Origin of the sequence: Streptomyces sp. NPDC006529 (assembly GCF_040611795.1) — a bacterium.
Lineage (GTDB): Bacteria > Actinomycetota > Actinomycetes > Streptomycetales > Streptomycetaceae > Streptomyces.
The window spans coordinates 328,286-347,440 of sequence record NZ_JBEXPB010000002.1 but is presented as its reverse complement, the minus strand read 5'-3'; the positions used below and the strand labels follow the sequence as shown (position 1 = coordinate 347,440).

Annotated in this window: 19 protein-coding genes; 10 read left to right on the top strand and 9 right to left on the bottom strand. The window is 72.1% G+C overall.

The genetic code is table 11. The annotated features are described in order from the left end of the window. The first annotated feature begins 35 nt into the window (after window positions 1-35). The 3 genes from ABZY31_RS03570 to ABZY31_RS03560 are packed head-to-tail and all read left to right on the top strand — an operon-like array spanning window position 36 to window position 3,591. Window positions 36-560, top strand: a complete 525-nt coding sequence (locus ABZY31_RS03570; RefSeq protein WP_356404369.1) for a PadR family transcriptional regulator — start codon at window positions 36-38, stop codon at window positions 558-560. Next, window positions 557-1,243 (top strand): ABC transporter ATP-binding protein, encoded by a 687-nt coding sequence (locus ABZY31_RS03565; RefSeq protein WP_356404367.1) that lies wholly within the window; start codon window positions 557-559, stop codon window positions 1,241-1,243. Before ABZY31_RS03570 ends, ABZY31_RS03565 begins: the two co-directional genes overlap by 4 nt. After that, window positions 1,240-3,591 (top strand): FtsX-like permease family protein, encoded by a 2,352-nt coding sequence (locus tag ABZY31_RS03560; protein WP_356404365.1) that lies wholly within the window; start codon window positions 1,240-1,242, stop codon window positions 3,589-3,591. The genes ABZY31_RS03565 and ABZY31_RS03560 overlap by 4 nt, the downstream gene beginning before the upstream one ends. Window positions 3,592-3,597: 6 nt before the next feature. Here ABZY31_RS03560 and ABZY31_RS03555 read toward each other — a convergent pair whose 3' ends face one another. Beyond that, the gene (locus ABZY31_RS03555) at window positions 3,598-4,575 is read right to left on the bottom strand and encodes a hydrogen peroxide-inducible genes activator (RefSeq protein WP_356404363.1); all 978 of its coding nucleotides are present in this window, start codon (window positions 4,573-4,575) and stop codon (window positions 3,598-3,600) included. A gap of 168 nt (window positions 4,576-4,743) precedes the next feature. Between ABZY31_RS03555 and ABZY31_RS03550 the strand changes: the two genes are divergently transcribed. Next, window positions 4,744-5,298 (top strand): peroxiredoxin, encoded by a 555-nt coding sequence (locus ABZY31_RS03550; protein ID WP_356404361.1) that lies wholly within the window; start codon window positions 4,744-4,746, stop codon window positions 5,296-5,298. Window positions 5,299-5,301: 3 nt separating this feature from the next. Further along, window positions 5,302-5,853, top strand: coding sequence for an alkyl hydroperoxide reductase (locus tag ABZY31_RS03545; protein WP_356404359.1), 552 nt, complete (start codon window positions 5,302-5,304; stop codon window positions 5,851-5,853). Between the two features lie 96 nt (window positions 5,854-5,949). On the opposite strand, the gene ABZY31_RS03540 is transcribed toward ABZY31_RS03545, so the two are convergent. From ABZY31_RS03540 to ABZY31_RS03520, 5 genes are all read right to left on the bottom strand, one after another. Further along, window positions 5,950-6,675 (bottom strand): hypothetical protein, encoded by a 726-nt coding sequence (locus ABZY31_RS03540; RefSeq protein WP_356404357.1) that lies wholly within the window; start codon window positions 6,673-6,675, stop codon window positions 5,950-5,952. Between the two features lie 4 nt (window positions 6,676-6,679). Continuing rightward, the gene (locus tag ABZY31_RS03535; RefSeq protein WP_356404355.1) at window positions 6,680-8,005 is read right to left on the bottom strand and encodes an AI-2E family transporter; all 1,326 of its coding nucleotides are present in this window, start codon (window positions 8,003-8,005) and stop codon (window positions 6,680-6,682) included. A 114-nt stretch (window positions 8,006-8,119) separates the two neighbouring features. Next, window positions 8,120-8,833 (bottom strand): transglycosylase SLT domain-containing protein, encoded by a 714-nt coding sequence (locus tag ABZY31_RS03530; RefSeq protein ID WP_356404353.1) that lies wholly within the window; start codon window positions 8,831-8,833, stop codon window positions 8,120-8,122. Window positions 8,834-9,234: 401 nt separating this feature from the next. Next, window positions 9,235-10,551, bottom strand: a complete 1,317-nt coding sequence (locus ABZY31_RS03525; protein ID WP_356404351.1) for a PhoH family protein — start codon at window positions 10,549-10,551, stop codon at window positions 9,235-9,237. Between the two features lie 391 nt (window positions 10,552-10,942). After that, the gene (locus tag ABZY31_RS03520; protein WP_356404349.1) at window positions 10,943-11,704 is read right to left on the bottom strand and encodes an isoprenyl transferase; all 762 of its coding nucleotides are present in this window, start codon (window positions 11,702-11,704) and stop codon (window positions 10,943-10,945) included. Window positions 11,705-11,831: 127 nt separating this feature from the next. On the opposite strand from ABZY31_RS03520, the gene mgrA reads away from it, so the two are divergent. Beyond that, window positions 11,832-12,869 (top strand): L-glyceraldehyde 3-phosphate reductase, encoded by a 1,038-nt coding sequence (mgrA, locus tag ABZY31_RS03515; protein ID WP_356404347.1) that lies wholly within the window; start codon window positions 11,832-11,834, stop codon window positions 12,867-12,869. 141 nt (window positions 12,870-13,010) lie between these two features. Here the strand turns inward: mgrA and ABZY31_RS03510 are convergent, their stop codons facing one another. After that, window positions 13,011-13,739, bottom strand: a complete 729-nt coding sequence (locus ABZY31_RS03510; protein WP_356404346.1) for an A24 family peptidase — start codon at window positions 13,737-13,739, stop codon at window positions 13,011-13,013. Between the two features lie 126 nt (window positions 13,740-13,865). Between ABZY31_RS03510 and ABZY31_RS03505 the strand changes: the two genes are divergently transcribed. The 3 genes from ABZY31_RS03505 (at window position 13,866) to ABZY31_RS03495 (ending at window position 16,562) form a co-directional block, all read left to right on the top strand. Beyond that, entirely contained in the window at window positions 13,866-14,324 is a 459-nt protein-coding gene (locus tag ABZY31_RS03505; RefSeq protein ID WP_356404344.1) for a DUF192 domain-containing protein, read from the top strand. A 50-nt stretch (window positions 14,325-14,374) separates the two neighbouring features. Further along, window positions 14,375-14,992: an SMI1/KNR4 family protein gene (locus ABZY31_RS03500; protein WP_356404342.1), complete on the top strand. Its 618-nt coding sequence runs from the start codon at window positions 14,375-14,377 to the stop codon at window positions 14,990-14,992. 304 nt (window positions 14,993-15,296) lie between these two features. Continuing rightward, window positions 15,297-16,562 (top strand): extracellular solute-binding protein, encoded by a 1,266-nt coding sequence (locus ABZY31_RS03495; RefSeq protein ID WP_356404340.1) that lies wholly within the window; start codon window positions 15,297-15,299, stop codon window positions 16,560-16,562. A gap of 16 nt (window positions 16,563-16,578) precedes the next feature. On the opposite strand, the gene ABZY31_RS03490 is transcribed toward ABZY31_RS03495, so the two are convergent. Beyond that, entirely contained in the window at window positions 16,579-17,199 is a 621-nt protein-coding gene (locus ABZY31_RS03490) for a hypothetical protein (RefSeq protein WP_356404338.1), read from the bottom strand. A 202-nt stretch (window positions 17,200-17,401) separates the two neighbouring features. Between ABZY31_RS03490 and ABZY31_RS03485 the strand changes: the two genes are divergently transcribed. Further along, complete coding sequence (locus ABZY31_RS03485; protein WP_356404336.1) at window positions 17,402-18,544, top strand: serine hydrolase domain-containing protein; 1,143 nt, start codon at window positions 17,402-17,404, stop codon at window positions 18,542-18,544. On the opposite strand, the gene ABZY31_RS03480 is transcribed toward ABZY31_RS03485, so the two are convergent. Then, the gene (locus ABZY31_RS03480; protein WP_356404334.1) at window positions 18,535-18,861 is read right to left on the bottom strand and encodes a nuclear transport factor 2 family protein; all 327 of its coding nucleotides are present in this window, start codon (window positions 18,859-18,861) and stop codon (window positions 18,535-18,537) included. The genes ABZY31_RS03485 and ABZY31_RS03480 overlap by 10 nt on opposite strands. Window positions 18,862-19,155 lie beyond the last annotated feature (294 nt).

Below are 19,155 nucleotides of genomic sequence, written 5' to 3'. Positions count from 1 at the left end.
CAACGCGGCTATACACCGTGTGTACAGTCGCGGCCATGTCCATCGGTCACACACTGCTCGGCCTCCTGGAGGCCGGTCCGCGGCACGGGTACGACCTCAAGCGTGCCTTCGACGAGACGTTCGGCCACGACCGGCCGCTCGCCTACGGGCAGGTCTACTCGACCATGTCCCGGCTCCTGAAGAACGGCCTCGTCGAGGTCGACGGCGTCGAGAGCGGCGGCGGGCCGGAGCGCAAGCGGTACGCCATCACCGACGCCGGGATCACCGACGTCGAGGTCTGGCTGGGCTCCCCCGAGAAGCCCGAGCCGTACCTCCACTCGACCCTCTACACCAAGGTCGTCCTGGCCCTGCTCACCGGCCGCAGCGCCGAGCGGCTCCTCGACACCCAGCGCGCCGAACACCTGCGGACGATGCGCCTGCTGACCACCCGCAAGCGCAAGGGCGACCTCGCCGACCAGCTGATCTGCGACCACGCCCTGTTCCACCTGGAAGCCGACCTGCGCTGGCTGGAGCTGGCCGCGGCCCGGCTGGACCAGCTCGCCCGGGAGGTCCGCCGGTGATCCCGGACGGCTCGCTCCTGAGCGCCGAGGGCCTCTACAAGTCCTACGGCTCCAACGCCGCCCTGACCGGCGCCGAGTTCTCCATCCACCCCGGCGAGGTCGTCGCCGTCATGGGGCCCTCCGGCTCCGGCAAGTCGACCCTGCTGCACTGCCTCGCCGGGATCCTCACGCCCGACGCGGGCACCGTCACCTACGCCGGGCGGGACCTGTCCGGCCTCAACGACGCCCAGCGCAGCGCCCTGCGCCGCAGCGAGTTCGGCTTCGTGTTCCAGTTCGGGCAGCTCGTGCCGGAGCTGACCTGCGTGGAGAACGTGGCCCTGCCGCTGCGCCTGAACGGGGTCCGGCGCAAGCAGGCCGAGGCCACCGCCCTGCACTGGATGACCCGCCTGGAGGTCGAGGACACGGCCGCCCGGCGCCCCGGCGAGGTCAGCGGCGGCCAGGGCCAGCGCGTCGCCGTCTCCCGCGCCCTGGTCACCAGCCCCCGCGTGGTCTTCGCCGACGAACCGACCGGCGCCCTGGACTCCCTCAACGGCGAACTGGTCATGCAGCTGCTCACCGAGGCCGCGCGGGCCGCCAGCACCGCCGTGGTGCTGGTCACGCACGAGACGCGGGTCGCCGCCTACTCCGACCGCGAGATCGTCGTCCGCGACGGCAAGTCCCGCGACATGGAACGCATCGTATGAGCGCCGTCCGCGGCTGGCTCCGCGAGCTGCTCATGGGGGCCCGGTTCGCCGTCACCGGCGGCCGCCAGGGCTGGACCCGTACGGCGCTCACCGCCGTCGGCGTCGGGCTCGGCGTCGCCCTGCTGCTGGTCACGGCCGCGCTGCCGAGCGCGCTGACGGCCCGTACCGACCGGGGCGACGCCCGCTCCCGCATGTCCCTGACCGGTCCGGAACGGGCCGCCGCGGACACCTTCCTGATCACCCGCGCCAGCCGGGACTTCCACCACAAGTCGATCGACGGCGCCTACGTCCGGGCCGAGGGCCCCCGCGCCCCCGCCCCGCCCGGTCTCGCGCGGCTGCCCGGCCCGGGCGAACTCGCCCTCTCCCCCGCGCTGGACGCCCTGCTGAAGTCCGACGAGGGCGCACCGCTGCGCGAGCGCTTCGACGGCAAGGTCGTCGCCCTCATCGGCGACGCGGGCCTGATCGGCCCCGGCGAACTCTTCTTCTACGCGGGCAGCGACAGCCTCCGCAGCGACGGCACCCGCTACGGGGCGGTCCAGCGCTTCAACGCCTTCGGCGCCGACGACGAACCCGACCGGCTGGACCCGGTCCTCGCCCTGATGGTCCTGCTCACCTTCGTCGCCCTCCTGATGCCGGTCACCGTCTTCATCGCGGCCGCCATCCGCTTCGGCGGCGAGCAGCGCGACCGCCGCCTCGCCGCGCTGCGCCTCGTCGGCGCCGACGGCAGGATGGTCCGGCGGATCGCCGCGGGCGAGGCACTGGCCGGGGCCGTGTTCGGGCTGCTCCTCGGCACCCTCTTCTTCCTGTTCTCCCGGCGGCTCGTCGCCAGCGCCGCCCTCGGCCGGCGCAGCGTCTTCCCCGCCGACCTCGATCCGAGCCCCTGGCTGGCCGCGCTCGTCGCCGCCGCCGTGCCGCTGCTCGCGGTCGCTGTCACCCTCTTCACCCTGCGCGGGGTGGTCATCGAACCGCTGGGGATCGTACGCACCGCCCGCCCGGCCGGGCGCCGGATCTGGTGGCGGCTGCTGCCGCCGCTCGGCGGGATCGCCCTGCTGGCGCCGCTGGCGACCCGTGACTCCGACGCGGCGACGTACAACCAGGTGCGGGTGGGGGCCGGCGTCGTACTGCTGCTCCTGGGCATCACCGCCGTCCTGCCCTGGCTGGTCGAACGGAGCGTCTCCGGGCTGTCCCGGGGCCCCGTCTCCTGGCAGCTCGCCGTACGCCGCCTACAGGTCGGCAGCGGTACGGCGGCGCGGCTGGTCAACGGCGTCGCGGTCGCGGTCGCCGGGGCCATCGCCCTGCAGATCCTCTTCGCGGGCACCGAATCCGCCTACACCACCCTCATCGGCGTCGATCCGGCGCGGGCCCAGATGGCGGTCACCGCCCACCGGCAGCCGGGGTCCGACCAGCGGATCGAGGACATCGGCGCGCAGGTCGCGGGCGCGCGGGGCGTGACCAAGGCCGTGGCCCTGACCAGGACGACCGCCGCCGCCACGGTGCCCGCGGAGGACGGGATCATCCAGGTCACCGTGGGCGCCTGCGACGCGCTGCGCGAGATCGCGGTGATCGAATCCTGCGCGGACGGCGACTCCTTCGTCCTGACGGGCGGTACGAGCCCGGAGGCGGCCCCGTACGGGAACACCGCCCGGGCCGGGGACCAGCTCTTCGCCGGCTCCGTGCTCGGCAACCCCGGGGACGATCCCCCGGTCCGGTGGACGGTCCCTGCCGGGGCCCGCACGGTGGCCGCCCGCCCGGGCCCGGACGGGGACCTGGCCACGGGCCTGCTCGCCACCCCGGCCGCGGCGCCCCCGGTCCCCGACGCGCAGGTCAACGCGAGCGTCTACGTCCTGCTCGACCCCGCGGTGGCGGAGGCGGTGGAGAACGTCCGCACCGCCGCCTACCGGGCGGATCCGCTCGCCGGGGTGCAGACCCTCCAGTTCTCCCGGCCCGACGGCCAGTACGGCACGATCCGGGCCGGGCTGTACATCGGGGCGGTCCTGGTGCTGGTGCTGATCGGGCTCAGCCTGCTGGTCGCGCAGCTGGAGCAACTGCGGGAGCGCAAGCGGCTGCTGTCCTCGCTGGTGGCCTTCGGCACCCCGCGCGGCACGCTGTGCCTGTCGGTCCTGTGGCAGACGGCGCTGCCGATCGCGCTGGCCCTGGTCCTGGCCTCGGCGGTGGGCCTGGCCCTCGGCTCGGTCCTGCTGCGGATGACCGAACTGCCGGTGGTGATCGAGTGGGACGTGGTCCTCGCGATGGCCGGGGCGGGCGGCGCGCTGATCCTCCTGGTGACGCTGCTCAGCATGCCCGCGCTGCTGCGCATGATGCGCCCGGACGGCCTGCGCACCGAGTAGCCGGGGTCAGTGGTCGGCCGGCCAGACCGGCAGGGGGCGCACGGCCTGGCGCAGGGAGTGGGCGATCGCTGCGAACTCCTGGGCGCGGGCCGTGCCCGTCCGCATCGCGAGCGCGATGCGGCGGGTGGGCGCGGGCTCGGCGAAGTACCCGGTGGCGAGGTACTCGTTGCGGGTGGTCTCCACGCGCAGGGCGGTGCGCGGCAGCAGGGTGACGCCGAGGCCGCCGGCGACGAGCTGGACGAGGGTGGAGAGCCCGGCGGCGGTCGTGGTGACGTCCGCGCCCTCGCCGCGGCCGGCCTCGCGGCAGATGTCCAGGGCCTGGTCGCGCAGACAGTGCCCCTCGTCGAGCAGGAGCAGCTGGAGGCCGCGCAGTTCCTCGCGCGGGATGTCCCGGCGCCCGGCGAGCGGGTGCTCGCGGGGTGCCAGCAGGACGAACTCCTCGTCGAAGAGGGGCAGTTCGGTGACGCCGGGCACCCCGAGCGGGACCGCGAGGAGGAGCAGGTCGAGCCGGCCGCCGGTGAGTCCGTCGAGCAGCGAGGAAGTCTGCTCCTCGTGCACCTGGAGGTCCATCAGCGGGTAGCGCCGCTGGAAGAGCCCGAGGACGGTCGGCAGCAGGTAGGGGGCCACGGTGGGGATCACGCCGAGCCGCAGCGCTCCGGTGAAGGGGGCCCGTACGGCTTCGGCCTCCTCCATCAGCGCGCCCATGGACTCCAGCACCACCTTGGCGCGGGCCGCGATCCGCTCGCCCGCCGGGGAGAGCAGCACCTTGCGGGTGGTCCGCTCCAGCAGCTGCACGCCGACGGCATCCTCCAGCGCGGAGACCGCGCCGGACAGGGCGGGCTGGCTCATGCCGATGGCGGCGGCGGCGTCCCGGAAGTGCAGGTGCTCGGCGACGGCCGCGAACGCCCGCAGCTGGGCGAGCGTGGGCTGTTTCGAGCCACCCTTGACCACGGTCTTCACGCCGCCCTTGATGTTGATCTTCACGCCGCCCTGCGCTCCCCTCTTACCGGCTGCCACTGATAGGCAGCTCCGATCACCCGCCACAAGAGTAGCTATTTCTTTAATCAATCCAGGTGTGCCAGCATGTGGGATCCGTCCAACCCCCTCGGAAAGCCCCCAAAAAGGCAACTTTCCCGTCCGTTTGGAGTGCACGTGCTCACTGTCGGTGACAAGTTCCCCTCGTACGATCTGACCGCTTGCGTCTCCCTGGAGCCGGGCAACGAGTTCGCCCAGATCGACCACAAGGCCTACGAAGGCAAGTGGCGCGTGGTGTTCTTCTGGCCGAAGGACTTCACCTTCGTCTGCCCGACCGAGATCGCCGCCTTCGGCAAGCTGAACGACGAGTTCCTCGACCGCGACGCCCAGGTCCTCGGCGTCTCCGGCGACTCCGAGTTCGTCCACCACGCCTGGCGCAAGGACCACGCCGACCTGCGCGACCTGCCCTTCCCGATGCTGGCCGACTCCAAGCGCGAGCTGATGCAGGCCTGCGGCGTGCAGGGCGAGGACGGCTTCGCGCAGCGCGCCGTCTTCATCGTCGACCAGAACAACGAGATCCAGTTCACGATGGTGACCGCCGGTTCCGTGGGCCGTAACCCCAAGGAGGTCCTGCGGGTCCTCGACGCCCTGCAGACCGACGAGCTGTGCCCCTGCAACTGGAACAAGGGCGAGGGCACCCTCGACGCCGGCGCGCTGCTGGCCGGTGAGTGACCCGTGTCCCTCGACACGCTGAAGGCGTCCGTCCCGGACTTCGCCAAGGACCTGAAGCTGAACCTCGGTTCGGTCATCGGCAACCAGGACAAGCTCTCGCAGCAGCAGCTGTGGGGCACCGTCCTCGCCTGCGCGATCGCCGCCCGCTCCCCGCGCGTCCTGCGTGAGCTGGAGCCCGAGGCGAAGGCGAGCCTGTCCGCGGAGGCCTACACCGCCGCCAAGTCCGCCGCCGCGATCATGGCGATGAACAACGTCTTCTACCGCACCCGCCACCTGCTCTCCGACCCGGAGTACGGGACGCTGCGCGCGGGCCTGCGGATGAACGTCATCGGCAACCCGGGCGTCGAGAAGGTCGACTTCGAGCTGTGGTCGCTCGCGGTCTCCGCGGTCAACGGCTGCGGCCAGTGCCTGGACTCGCACGAGCAGGTCCTGCGCAAGGCCGGCGTCGACCGCGAGACGGTCCAGGAGGCCTTCAAGATCGCTTCGGTGATCCAGGCCGTCGCCGTCACCCTCGACGCGGAGGCGGCCCTCACCGAGGCCACCGCCACCGCCTAGCGGTACCGCTCAGACCCCGCGCGAACAGCGCGTGCACAGCGAAGGGCCCCGCCGCCGTCACCACGGCAGCGGGGCCCGACGCGGTTCCGGCCCGGGTCACTTCCGCAGGGCCGCCATGAGGTCGCGCACGTCGGAGATCATCGCCGCCTCGATGGGGGCGTAGTCGACCTTGCCCGTCCCGGGGGGCCGCATCGGATCGCTGCCGCCGAAGGGCGAGACCATGAGGCTGAGGACGGAGCCGCCGTCCAGCACCTTCAGCTCGGGGCCCGTCGAGTCGTTCGCCGGGGTCATCACGGCCCGTTCGCCGAGGTCCGGCACCGATGCCCGCTCCACCTCGACGCCTCCCCACGCCCAGGGATGCTGGACGTCGAACTCCGGCTCGGGGTCGGTCTTCTTGTGCAGTTGGACGGTCACCCACACGTTGAAGCTGCCGTACTTGGTCCCACTGCCGTCGTTGCGCTCCGCGGTGCTCAGCGTGCACATCGCCCAGTCCACCGCGGGGTGCTCGGACCGCTGGCTGATCGGGGCGTCCTTGCGCAGGTCCCCGATGGCGGCAGTCAGGCCCTCGGCCTTCACGGTGTCGCACAGCTTCTCCGGCAGCCGGTAGGCCATCGGCGGCTCGGCGATCCGGTCCCCGAAGGCGTACAGCCCGCCCGCCCACAGCGCGGAGGCCACTACCGCCCCGCCCAGGGCCCACGCCCAGCGGCCGCCGCGCCGGGCGCCGCCGCCCGATTCCGCCCCGGAAGCGGCCTGCGCGGGCGGCTCCGGGGGACCCGACAGCTCGGTCGTCCAGCCGGAATCGGCTTCGGGCTCGGATATCACCGCTCTACTCCCCCGGTTCGGCCGCCGCCGGTTCCAAGGCCGTCGCCCCGTGCGGGCCGGGGCCGAACTGCGCGTACTGCTCCCGCGAATACACCCGCAGGTAGCCGACGACGGTGTTGGTGACGGCCACCAGGGGTACGGCGACCACCGCGCCCCCGATGCCCGCGATCATGCCACCGGCGGCCACCGAGAGCACCACCGCCAGCGGGTGCACCCGTACCGCGCGCCCCAGGATGAAGGGCTGCAGCACGTGCCCCTCGATCTGCTGGACGGCGAGGACGACGGCCAGCACCATCAGGCCGGTGAACGGCCCCTGGGTGACCAGCGCCACGACCACCGCGAGGGCGCCCGAGACCACCGCGCCGACCAGCGGGATGAAGGCGAACAGGAAGATGAAGACGGCCAGCGGCACCGCCATCGTCACGTCGAGGAACCACAGGCCGAGGCCGATGAAGATGGCGTCGATGAGCGCCACGAGGACCGTGCCCCGGACGTAGGCGGTCAGGGTGCGCCAGGCGCGCGGTCCGGCGCCCGCCACTCCGGCGCGCGCGGCGGTGGGCACCAGGCCCAGCACCCAGTGCCAGATCTTCGCGCCGTCGTACAGCAGGAAGAGGGTGGAGAACATGGCGAGCAGGATGCCGGTCAGCACCTCGACCATCACCGTGACGCCCTGGAGCCCGGCGGAGGTGATCTCCTGGGTGTTGGTGCCGATGGTGTCGCTGAGGTTCTTGGCGATGTCGTTGATCTGCTGCTCGGTCACGTGGAACGGGCTGTTGAGGGCCCACCGCTTCAGCTCTTCGATGCCGTCGCGGACCCGGGCGGAGAGCTGGTCGAGGTTCTCCATGACCTGCCAGACCACGAACCAGCCGACCAGCCCGATGACCACGAAGCCGAGGATGGCGGTGACGGCGGTGGCCAGCCCGCGCGGCAGGCCCAGCCGGCGCAGCCGCACCACGAAGGGCTGGAGCAGCGCGGTGACGAGCAGCGCGGCGGCGAAGGCGAGGACGACCAGCCGGACTTCGCTGATCACCTTCATCACGACCCACAGCATCCCGGCGACCAGCAGCAGCCGCCAGCTGACCTCGGCGGCCACCCGCATGCCCCAGGGCACCACCGCGACCGGGTCGGGCCGCGGCCGCGTCGGGTACGGCTCGGCCGCGGCCCCGGCCTCTTCGGCGCGCTGCACGGCGGCGGTGCGGGCCGCAGCGGGCCCGCCGAGGGCCGGGTCCGCGTTCTCGGCCTCGACCTCGGCCCGCCGCTCGTCCAGCTTCGCCTCGACCTGGCTCAGCCCTCGTCCGATCCTGCCCAGCAAGGCTGACCACTTCGACATGTCGTCCCTTTCCCCCCGCCCGTCCCTACGCGCGCCTGGGACGACGGTACACGCGAGGAGCCCCGCACCGTAGAACGGTGCGGGGCTCCTCGCGGTGGTGCGGGGGGCCGGCGACTAGTACCAGTCGTTGGCCTGGTGGAACGTCCAGGCGCCACAGGGGCTGTGGTACGTCTCGTTCATGTAGTTCAGACCCCACTGGATCTGCGTGGCCGGGTTGGTGCGCCAGTCGGAGGCCACCGAGCTCATCTTCGATCCCGGGAGCGCTTGGACCAGGCCGTAGGCGCCCGAGGACGAGTTGACGGCCAGATAGTTCCAGGTCGACTCCGCGTCGACGATGTTGGAGAAGCACTGGAACTGGCTCGCGGGCACGATCTGCCGCGCGATCGCCTTGACCTCGGCGACCGTGTAGGAGCTCTTCGGGGTGAAGGAGGAGGCGTCGCGGGCGGAGGACCGGCTGGCGACCTCTTCCTTGGCCTCGCGCTCCTTCGCGGCCTTCGCCTCGAGGTCGGCCTTCTCCTTGGCCTCGGCGGCGGACTTCTTGTCCTTCGCGTCCTTGGCGGCCTGGATCCGCGCCGCTTCCTCGACCGAGCGCTTGGCATCGGTGTCGGCGGCGTGGGAGATGGCGTCGGCCTGCTCCGTCAGCGAGGCGTTCTGCACGCGGGCCTGCTCGCCCGCGGGAATGTCTGCGAGGAGAGTCGCTCCCGACGCGGTCGTCTCGAGGCTGTTCGAGTTCTGGGGGTCGCCTGTGGCAACACCCACGACGGCGCCGACGGTGGTGACCGCGGTGGCTGATGCCACGGCGAATCCCCGTACCGAGATGCGGCTCACACGGTGTCCTTCCAGCAGCGTCCACAACGGTGACCCCGCGGACGCAGGAATGCCCCTGACGCTGGCCTCCATGGTGCTGTGGTCACGGGAGGCACGGGCCCGTGGGCAACTCCCTTGCGGGAGTGCCGCGTGGTGCTTGCGGGCGGCATACGGCGGTCGTTTGTGGAGTTGTTGCCGAGCTGTGCAGCCACGAGGGATACACGTGTGCCGTATGCGGGGCCTTACGGAAAGCAGACTCTGCCGGACCGTGACGCCGCGAGGCAATTCTCCGTCGCGTGGGAAAGGTCACACCTGCTGCGACCGCGCCGATTTCGCCGAAGCCCTGTGCAGCGGTGCGCCGCCCGACTAGGCTCGTTCGCCTTTGCCGGACGGCGCCAACTTCCGTACCGCTATGGGTCCTTTCAGATGGTTTCCAGCATCTCCGTCACGAGGGCGGCGATGGGCGACCGCTCGGAGCGGCTGAGCGTGATGTGGGCGAAGAGCGGATGGCCCTTCAACTTCTCGACCACGGCCACCACTCCGTCGTACCGGCCGACCCGCAGGTTGTCCCGCTGGGCGACGTCGTGGGTCAGGACGACCCGGCTGTTCGCCCCGATCCGGGAGAGCACGGTCAGCAGGACGTTGCGCTCCAGCGACTGGGCCTCGTCCACGATCACGAAGGCGTCGTGCAGCGAGCGGCCCCGGATGTGGGTGAGCGGGAGCACCTCCAGCATCCCGCGGCCCAGGACCTCTTCGATGACCTCGCGGCCGGCGACCGCCGAGAGGGTGTCGAACACCGCCTGGGCCCAGGGGCTCATCTTCTCGGAGGCGTCACCGGGCAGGTAGCCGAGGTCCTGGCCGCCCACCGCGTACAGCGGCCGGAAGACCATCACCTTCTGGTGCTGCCTGCGTTCCAGTACCGCTTCCAGGCCCGCGCAGAGCGCGAGCGCCGACTTGCCGGTGCCGGCCCGGCCGCCCATGGAGAGGATGCCGATCTCCGGGTCGAGCAGCAGGTCCAGCGCGATGCGCTGCTCGGCGCTGCGGCCGTGCAGCCCGAAGGCCTCGCGGTCCCCCTTCACGAGCCGTACGTTGCCGTCCGCGGTGACCCGGCCCAGCGCCTTGCCGCGTTCGGACTGGATGACCAGGCCGGTGTGCACGGGCAGTTCAGCGACCTCGGGGACGTACAGCCGGTCCTCGGAGTAGAGGAGGTCCACCTGCTCGCCGGAGAGGGCGATCTCGCTCATGCCGGTCCATCCGGCGTCGGTGATGGCGAGTTCCGCCCGGTACTCCTCGGCGATCAGCCCCACGGAGGAGGCCTTGATGCGCAGCGGGAGGTCCTTCGACACGACCGTGACGTCGTACCCCTCGGCCTGCAGGTTGCGGGCGACCGCGAGGATGCGCGAATCGTTGTCCCCCAGCCGGAAGCCCGCGGGCAGGATGCCCGGATCGGAGTGGTTCAGTTCGACACGCAGGGTGCCGCCGAGGTCGCCCAACGGGATGGGGGCGTCGAGGCGACCGTAGCGAACGCGGAAGTCGTCGAGCAGGCGCAGCGCCTGCCGGGCGAAGTAGCCGAGTTCGGGATGGTGCCTCTTGGCCTCCAACTCGGTGATCACCACGATCGGGAGCACGACCTCGTGCTCGTCGAATCGGGAGACCGCGTTGGGGTCTGCCAGCAGAACGCTGGTGTCGAGGACGTAGGTCCGCCTGTCGGGCAGGCGGCGCTTTGTGCTGGTCACCACGGAAGGACGTACCCCCTCGGAAGAGGTCGGGCCATGAAGACCGGACCGGTCATCGGCCCCCGTGCCAGGGCCGAATTCCGGCCCTCCAATCCGTCCGTGCGAACCGCACGCGCGTCCTGGTGCAAAGGGCCTCCCGGGCGAACGGCTCTGTGCCGTCCGCTGAGACTCGACACCCGTGGACCGGACGTCGACCTGCATGGGGTATGCCCTCGAACACGCGCTGCCATGCCACGGCATATGACGGACGCTGAGTGAATCCCTGGTGAAGGCCTCGCGCGGACGGGTGCGGACGGGGAGCGCGGGGGCGGGTGCGGACGCGCAGCGGGCCCCGGACAGGAGTCCGGGGCCCGGGTGCGGGTCGGGGGCGGCGAAGGGCCGACAGGAGCGGGGGTCAGGTCCCGTAGCGCCGGTGACGTGCCGCGTAGTCGCGCAGAGCCCGCAGGAAGTCCACCTTCCGGAAGGCCGGCCAGAACACTTCGCAGAAGTAGTACTCGGAGTGGGCGCTCTGCCAGAGCATGAATCCGGACAGCCGCTGTTCGCCGCTGGTGCGGATCACGAGGTCCGGGTCGGGCTGGCCGCGCGTGTAGAGGTGCTCGGCGATGTGGTCGATGTCGAGGATCTCGGCGAGCTCCTCGAAGGAGGTGCCCTTCGAGGCGTGCTCCAGGAGCAGCGAGCGCACCGCGTCCGCGATCTCCTGGCGGCCGCCGTAGCCCACCGCGACGTTGACCAGTATTCCGCCGCGGTCGAGGGTGGCCTGCTCGGCCTCCTTGAGCACGGACTGGGTGCGGGCGGGCAGCAGGTCCATGTTGCCGACGTGGTGCACCCGCCAGCGCCCGTCGGCGGCGAGGCCCCGCACGGTGTTCTCGATGATCGTCAGCAGCGGGCCGAGTTCGTTCTCGGGCCGGTCGAGGTTGTCGGTGGAGAGCATCCACAGCGTGACGACCTCGACGTCCGACTCGTCGCACCAGCCGAGCAGCTCGGAGATCTTCTCGGCTCCGGCCTGGTGGCCCTGTTCCGTGGTGCCGCCGGAGGCCTTGGCCCAGCGCCGGTTGCCGTCCAGGATGACGCCGATGTGCTTGGGCGCCGCGTCATGGTCGATGCGGCCTTCCACCCGGCGTGCGTAGAGCCTGTACACCAGGTCGCGCAGATTCACGATCTTCCAGCCCCTCCGTGCAATGCCCCCGTGCGAATTGCGGTCCCCCTCAGGGCCGCAACATTACTGCGCCCGCGCGGGGCTCACCCAACTCGGTCCGTCACAAGTCCGTGATAGGGAGGACATCGTGACTGATACCAATCCCTATCGGGCAGAGCCCTCGCGCTACGACTCCATGGAGTACCGGCGCTCGGGCCGCAGCGGCCTCAAGCTCCCCGCGATCTCGCTCGGACTCTGGCACAACTTCGGCGACGACACGTCCCTGGCGTCCCAGCGCTCGATCCTGCGCCGGGCCTTCGACCTGGGCGTGACCCACTTCGACCTGGCCAACAACTACGGCCCTCCGCCGGGCTCCGCCGAGCTGAACTTCGGCAAGCTCTTCGCCCAGGACTTCGCGCCCCACCGCGAGGAACTGGTGCTCTCCACCAAGGCCGGCTACCTCATGCACGCCGGCCCCTACGGCGAATGGGGCAGCCGCAAGTACCTGCTCGGCTCCCTCGACGCGTCCCTGAAGCGGATGGGCGTGGACTACGTCGACATCTTCTACTCGCACCGCTTCGACCCGCACACCCCGCTGGAGGAGACCATGGGCGCGCTGGCGTCCGCGGTGCAGCAGGGCAAGGCGCTGTACGTCGGCGTCTCCTCCTACACGGCGGAGCAGACGGCGGAGGCGGTGCGGATCCTGCGCGACCTGGGCGTGCGCCCGCTGATCCACCAGCCCTCGTACTCCATGATCAACCGCTGGACGGAGGAGGACGGCCTGCTGGACGCCCTGGAGGACGCGGGGATGGGCTGCATCTCCTTCGCGCCGCTCGCCCAGGGCCTGCTGACCGGCAAGTACCTCAACGGCATCCCGGAGGGCTCGCGGGCCACCCAGGGCAAGTCCCTGAGCCCGGACCTGCTCTCCGAGGACGTGGTCCGGCGCCTGAACGGGCTGAACGGCATCGCGGCCCGGCGCGGGCAGTCGCTGTCGCAGCTGGCGCTGAACTGGGTGCTGCGCGACGAGCGGATGACCTCGGCGCTGATCGGCGCATCCAGCGTGCGGCAGCTGGAGGAGAACGTGGCCGCGCTGGCGGGCGCTCCGCTCTCGGAGCAGGAGCTGAAGGAGATCGATTCCTTCGCGGTCTCGACGCCCGGGGCCAACATCTGGGCCCAGCGGGGATGACCTGCGGTTCCCCGTCCCGCCGGGGGCGGGGGGCCGGAGACGAAAAACGGGCCGGTCCGTGGGGGGGATACGGACCGGCCCGAGGGGGGGGTTCCACCATAACCCTTCGTAAAGCCTGATGCGTGCATTGCCGCGCCACGACTACGCTCCGGGGCCGCCAAGGAGCATTCCGGTGAGCGCGCCGGCCGCCATGAAGGGGCCGAAGGGAAAGGGGTCGCGGCCTCGGGCGCGGCCCCGCAGGAGCAGGGCGAGGCCGTACAGGGCGCCGTAGAGGAAGCCCAGGAACGCACCCGCCATCCATACCCCCCACCCGTACCACCCAAGAGCGACCCCGAGGGGGAGCGCGAGCTTGACGTCCCCGAAGCCGAGCCCGGCCGGGTTGACCGCGAAGAGGACCAGGTACGCCGCCCCGAGCGCGCCCCCGCCCAGCAGCGCGAGCCGCCAGGACCCGGCGGCCCCGGGGGCCAGGGCCGCCAGCCCGAGCAGGGCGGCCACCGCGGCGGCCAGCGGCAGGGTCAGCACGTCGGGCAGCCGGTGCACGGCCAGGTCCACCAGGGCGAGCAGCACCGGTACGGGCGCCAGCGCGACGAAGACCGCGGTCTCGGGCCGGACCCCGGCGGCCGCTGCCAGCGCCGCGCAGACCAGGGCGGTGAGTACGGCCGTACGGGTGGCGCGCGGCCCGTAGGGGCGGCCGGAGCACCGCGCGGGGCCCAGCCAGCCGCGCGGCCCGCGGCCCAGCGGGTGCCCCCGGGGGCAGCCCGCCCGCCACGGCTCCCCCGGCTCGACCCCGAGCCGGTAGGCGGCCCGCGGCAGGAGCAGCCCGGCGGCCGCGCCGTACCCGGCGGCAAGGATGATCACGACCACGCCCATCCCGCCGACCGTAGGCCCCCGCGCAGCGGGGGTCATGGGCCCGGGGACCCATGGCCGGGCCGCCCGCCCCCGGCGGAGACTGGTCCCCGGGCCGGCACCCCCGCCGGCCGGGAGCGAGGGACGCGGATGGCACGGCGCTGGCAGGACGGACCGGGCACGCTGGGCCTCCCGGGGGGCGGCGAGGTGGCCCTGGAGATCGCGGCCTCGTACCGCGCGCGGACCCGGGGGCTGCTCGGGCGCGACGGGATCGGGGCGGGGGGCGCCTCGGGCGGGGTTGCGGGGGTCCCCGCGTCCGGGGTTTCGGCGGTCGAGGCGCTGCTGCTGACCCCGGCCGGGAGCGTGCACACCTTCGGGATGCGGTTCACCATCGACGTGGCCTACCTGGACCGGCGGCTGCGGGTGCTGGCGGTGCGCACGATGGTCCCGGGCCGGCTCGGGCTGCCGCGGGCGCGCTCGCGGCACGTGCTGGAGGCGGCGGCGGGGGCGATGGCGGGCTGGGGGCTGCGGCCGGGCGTGACGGTGACGGTGAGCGGGGGCGGGGACGGGGTGACCGCGGCACTGGGACCGGCCCCCGGCGCACGGTAGGTTGGGACGGTTGGGCATCAGGCGGGGTGCGGGATTGTCGGGGAGCGGCTGTGGCAGAGAACGCGCAGGTCAAGGCGTTGGAACAGATCATGTCCGCGACACACGGCGCTGACGAGGACATCGACTGGCAGGCCGCCGAGGCGGTCTGGGGCACGCGCTTCCCCGCCGACTACGTCGCGTTCATGGGCCGGTTCGGCGCGGGCACCATCAACGGCGAGGCGGCCATCCTGCTGCCCCTGCCCGCGTCCGGACCGCAGTGGGACCCGGCCGAGATGGCCGAGGAGACCGCGAACGCCCGCGCGCTGTGGGCGGCGGAGGGCGGCCGGGCCGCCTTCGACGTCGACCCGGAAGCGATCCTGGCGTGGGGCGTGGTGGGCGGCGCCGACATCCTGTGCTGGCTGACCACCGACCCCGATCCGGACCGCTGGCCGGTGCTGGTCTGCGGGCGGCACACCGCCGACGTCTTCGCGGTGTACCCGTACGGCATGGCGGAGTTCCTGCTGCGGATGTGCTCGGACGAGTTCGACATGAGCCCCGTCGGGATCACCTTCTGGGACGGAGAGCAGCTCGGCTTCGTGCACTGGCGCAAGGCGCAGCGGCGCTGGCAGGAGGGCCGCAACCCCGAGACGGGCGAGCCGGACCCGTACGCGGGCGACTTCGCCGACTGACGGCCGGCCGTTCGGCCGTTTCGCGCCGCCGCGTTCCGCTCCGGGCCCGAGCCCGTTTCCCCACCGGAAACGGGCTTTTCGCACGTCTACGCGCGTCGGAATTGCCGATCGCATATGGGAAAACACCAGTCCGAAAAACATTGCTTGGAGCATTGCCCACAAGTGCCGCCCCAACGGAATCAATCCCCCTTCCCCAGGAGAGAATTCCGGCCAACGGGCCGCGCGGGAACACCCCGACCGGAGCAACCCATAAGTAACGTCGGGCTACAAAAGAAACTCGGGGAATTGTCTCGTGCGACGAAGAATGTGCGCAACAGCCGCCGGTGCGGCCGTGCTCGGTCTGCTCGTGCCGCTGGCCGGATGCGGTTCCGGTGCAGGTGCGGACGGTACGACGCTGCGGCTGGTCGCCGCCGAATACGGGGACGGCCCGGGTACCGGCTCCAAGGCCTTCTGGGACAAGATGTGCGGCGATTTCGCCGCCCAGCACCCCGGCGTCAAGGTCGAGGTCACCCTGCTGCCGTGGGCCGACATCGACCGCGAGGTCAGCAAAATGGTGAAGGCGGGCAAGGCGCCCGACATGGCCCTCATGGGCGCCTACTCCGACTTCGCGGCCGACGGCAAGCTCTACTCGGCCGAGGAACTGCTGTCGGTGAACGCGGAGGCGAACTTCCTGGCTCCGCTGGCCGAGGCGGGTTCGGTCGGCAACACCCTCTACGGGCTGCCCTTCGTGGCGAGCAGCCGCCTGCTCTTCTACAACCAGAGCCTGTTCACCAAGGCCGGGGTCGGCGCCCCGCGGACCTGGTCGGACCTCAAGAGCGCGGCCAAGGCGCTCAAGGACAAGGGCGTCAAGTTCCCGTACGCGCTGCCGCTGGGCCCCGAGGAGGCCCACGCGGAGGCGATGATCTGGGAGCTGAGCAACGGCGGCGGCTACGCCGACAGCAGCGGCAACTACAGCCTCGCCTCCGACCAGAACGTCCAGACCTTCCGCTGGATCAAGGACAACCTGGTCACCCCGGGCCTGCTCGGTCCGGTGCCGCCCGCCCAGCTCAACCGGCAGGACGCCTTCGACGCGTTCGTGCGCGGCGAGGTCGGCATGCTCAACGGCTACCCGTCGCTGCTGCACGAGGCGAGGGCCAAGGGCATGAGCGTCGGCACGGTGACGATGCCCGTCAACGACACCCTGGGCAACGGCGAGACGCCGCCGGCGGTCGGTGTCGCCGACTGGATGATGGCCTTCAAGCAGAACGGCCACCGCGAGCAGATCGGCCGGTTCCTGGACTTCGTCTACCAGGACAAGAACCTGAGCGACTTCGCGAACCGCTACCACCTGCTGCCGTCCACCATCTCCGCCTCCCGCACCCCGGCCGGCGGCGGCCTCGACAAGGGCGACGAGCAGTTCCTGACCGCCCTGCGCGGTGCCCAGCTCTACCCGGTCAACGACCCCACCTGGGTGACGGTCAGCGACACCATCAAACGCAACATCGGCCACGCCGTGGATCCGTCCGGCGACCCGAAGGGCGTCCTGGAGGCCATCGCGCAAAAAGCCCGCGAGTCCTCGAAGCAGCGCTGAGGGCGACGACGACCGGCTAGTGCCGCCCGTTGTTGCCGGCGAAGGCCGTGCGGTACTGCTCGCAGCTGGAGTCCCAGCGCAGGCTGCCGCCGAGGGTGCCGTAACCCGAGCGGGTGGCCTTCCACTCGACCGTGTACTCGCCCGTGTCACAGGCGATGCGCTGGTTCCCCTCGACCGTGGCGCGGCCGGTGGCCGGGCGGCTCTTGGAGTCGCTCGTCACCTGCGCCGCCGTGGTGCCGTCGGCCCGGCGCACCACCGCGTACAGGGTGATGGGGTGCTTGCCGTTCTTGGTGGTGACCGCCTTCTTCACCAGCGTGGAGTCCGACACCGCCCAGGCGAACTCGAACTTCGGCTGCCAGGCCAGCGTCTTGGGGTCGGCCTTCTTCGTCTCCCACTCCGGGGCGCCGGCGGGCCCGGGGGCGGCCGTCGTCTTGTACTGGATCCCGGGGTGGAAGCGGAACTGCGCCTCCAGCTTGTGCATCTCGTCCTTGGTCCACCGGGTCTTCATCGTCTTTTCGCCGCCGGCCGGGTCCTGGAGGAAGGACGTGCCCTCGGCCGCCGAGGCCTCCACGAGGACGGGCGCGAGGGCCGCGGCGGCGGTGGCCAGGGCGAGAGCGGCGATACGGGTGCGCTTCATGCGCTGCCCAACGGGCCCTCGCGCCGGGCCGGAACGACGCCGGGCACGCGTTCACCCGTACGGGAGCGCGCCGAGGTGACGCATCGCGGCGCGCCAGGAATATGACCCCACCGGACCCCGTTGCGCTGCTGAAGGACCGGCGGGCGAACCGGCGGACCGACGCACCACGGGCCACGGCCCGCGGACCACACAGGGGGACGGCATGGCGGTAGAGGTGCACGGAACGGTGGCGGCGGGCTGGGAGCGGGTGCGGGAGGCGTTCGCGGCCTTCACGACGGGTACCGCCGTCTCCCCCGAGGCGCAGCTGGCGGTGCACCACCGGGGCCGCCGCGTGGTGGACCTGTGGGCGGGCGAGGACACCGGGGCGGACACCCTGACCGGCGTCTACTCGATCACCAAGGGCGCGGCGCACCTGGTGGTGGCCCTGCTCGTGCAGGACGGCGTACTGGACCTGGAGCGGCCGGTGTCGGGGTACTGGCCGGAGTTCACCGGATACGGCAAGGAGCGCCTCACGCTGCGCCAGCTGGTCTCGCACCAGGCCGGTCTGATCAACACGCCGGAGGGCTTCACCCTGGACGAGGTCGCCGACGACGCGCTGATCGCGGCCCGGCTCGCGGCGCAGGAGCCGTACTGGGAGCCGGGAACGGCGTACGGCTACCACGCCTTCGTGATCGGCGCGCTGACCGGTGAGGTCGTGCGCCGGGCGACCGGCAGGACGCTGGCGCAGATCTACGAGGAGCGGATCCGCGCGCCCTACGGACTGGACCTCTACATCGGTTTCCCGGCGGAGCTGGAGCCGCGCTGGAAGCCGGTGCTGCGGCAGGTGCCGACGGCCGAGGGGATCGCGGCGCTGGCGGGCAGCCCGCTGCCGCCGGAGCTGATGGAGACCGCGTTCAACTGGCACGTCAGGCCGCCGATGGACCTGGTGGCCTACGCGAACCACCCCGCGGTGAAGTCGCGGGGACCCGCGTCGGCGGGCGGCGTCGGCTCGGCGCGCGGCGTCGCGGGGATGTACGCGGCGGCGATCGGCGAGCAGGCCGGGCGGCCCGCGCTGCTGACGCCGGAGACCGCGGCGGAGTTCGCGCGGCTGCACACCCCGGGCGAGGACCGGGTGACCCCGGAGAAGGACCACTTCGGTCTGGGCTTCGAGCGGCAGCCGCAGGTGGGGCCGCAGGCCTTCGGCCACTGCGGGGCCTCGGGCGGGCTGGGCTTCGCCGATCCGGTGACCGGGGTGGCGTACGGGTACACGCGCCGCCGTTTCGGCTTCCCGGGCGGCCTGGGCGCGGAGAACGGGCCGCTGACGGCGGCGGTGCTGGAGGCGGCCCGGGCCGCGGCTCAGGCCTGACGGGTCTCGAAGCGGCGGATCCGGCCCTCGGGCGTGATCTCGAACCGCCAGGAGGTCCGCATCTCGCCCCAGGTGGAGTTGCGGTAGTCGACGACGATGTTGTGTCCGTTGGCGGACTCGGACTCGACGTCCATGTGGCCGTTCGAGTCGAAGATCTCCTTGTCGGTCCACTGCCGCAGGTCGCGCTCCGCGTCGTCGTCGGACATGGTCGCGTCGGGGGTGAGGAGCGCGAGGACCGCCTCCTTGTCACCCGCGTTCACGGCGGTGACGAAGGCGCGGACGGTGGGGTCGGTCAGCTGCTCGGGGGCGATGGTCACGGGGGGCCTCCTGGTCGGCGTACGGACACGGGTACGGGCACCGCCGCGGCACGGCTGTGACACGGCTACGGGTGGGCGTACGGACGGTCCGCGTGCGCACGGTCCACCGGTGTGCGCCTACCCGCGCGACCAGGGAACACCGGGGGCGCCGGGCGGGGGCCGACCCTCACCCGTTCGCCACCCGACGGCGTGTCAGGGACGGGGCCGGGGGCGGGCCGGGGGCGGGCCGGGGGCATGGCGAAAGGCCCGGCTCCGCGGAGGTTTCCCTCCGCGGAGCCGGGCCTTTCGCCATGC

What these genes read in the sequence shown, in the direction of transcription:
- ABZY31_RS03570 (WP_356404369.1), top strand. Translation starts at nt 36, where the DNA reads ATGTCCATCGGTCACACACTGCTCGGCCTCCTGGAGGCCGGTCCGCGG.
- ABZY31_RS03560 (WP_356404365.1), top strand. Translation starts at nt 1,240, where the DNA reads ATGAGCGCCGTCCGCGGCTGGCTCCGCGAGCTGCTCATGGGGGCCCGG.
- ABZY31_RS03535 (WP_356404355.1), bottom strand. Translation starts at nt 8,005, where the DNA reads ATGTCGAAGTGGTCAGCCTTGCTGGGCAGGATCGGACGAGGGCTGAGC.
- ABZY31_RS03510 (WP_356404346.1), bottom strand. Translation starts at nt 13,739, where the DNA reads ATGGGCGTGGTCGTGATCATCCTTGCCGCCGGGTACGGCGCGGCCGCC.
- ABZY31_RS03505 (WP_356404344.1), top strand. Translation starts at nt 13,866, where the DNA reads ATGGCACGGCGCTGGCAGGACGGACCGGGCACGCTGGGCCTCCCGGGG.
- ABZY31_RS03495 (WP_356404340.1), top strand. Translation starts at nt 15,297, where the DNA reads ATGTGCGCAACAGCCGCCGGTGCGGCCGTGCTCGGTCTGCTCGTGCCG.
- ABZY31_RS03490 (WP_356404338.1), bottom strand. Translation starts at nt 17,199, where the DNA reads ATGAAGCGCACCCGTATCGCCGCTCTCGCCCTGGCCACCGCCGCCGCG.
- ABZY31_RS03485 (WP_356404336.1), top strand. Translation starts at nt 17,402, where the DNA reads ATGGCGGTAGAGGTGCACGGAACGGTGGCGGCGGGCTGGGAGCGGGTG.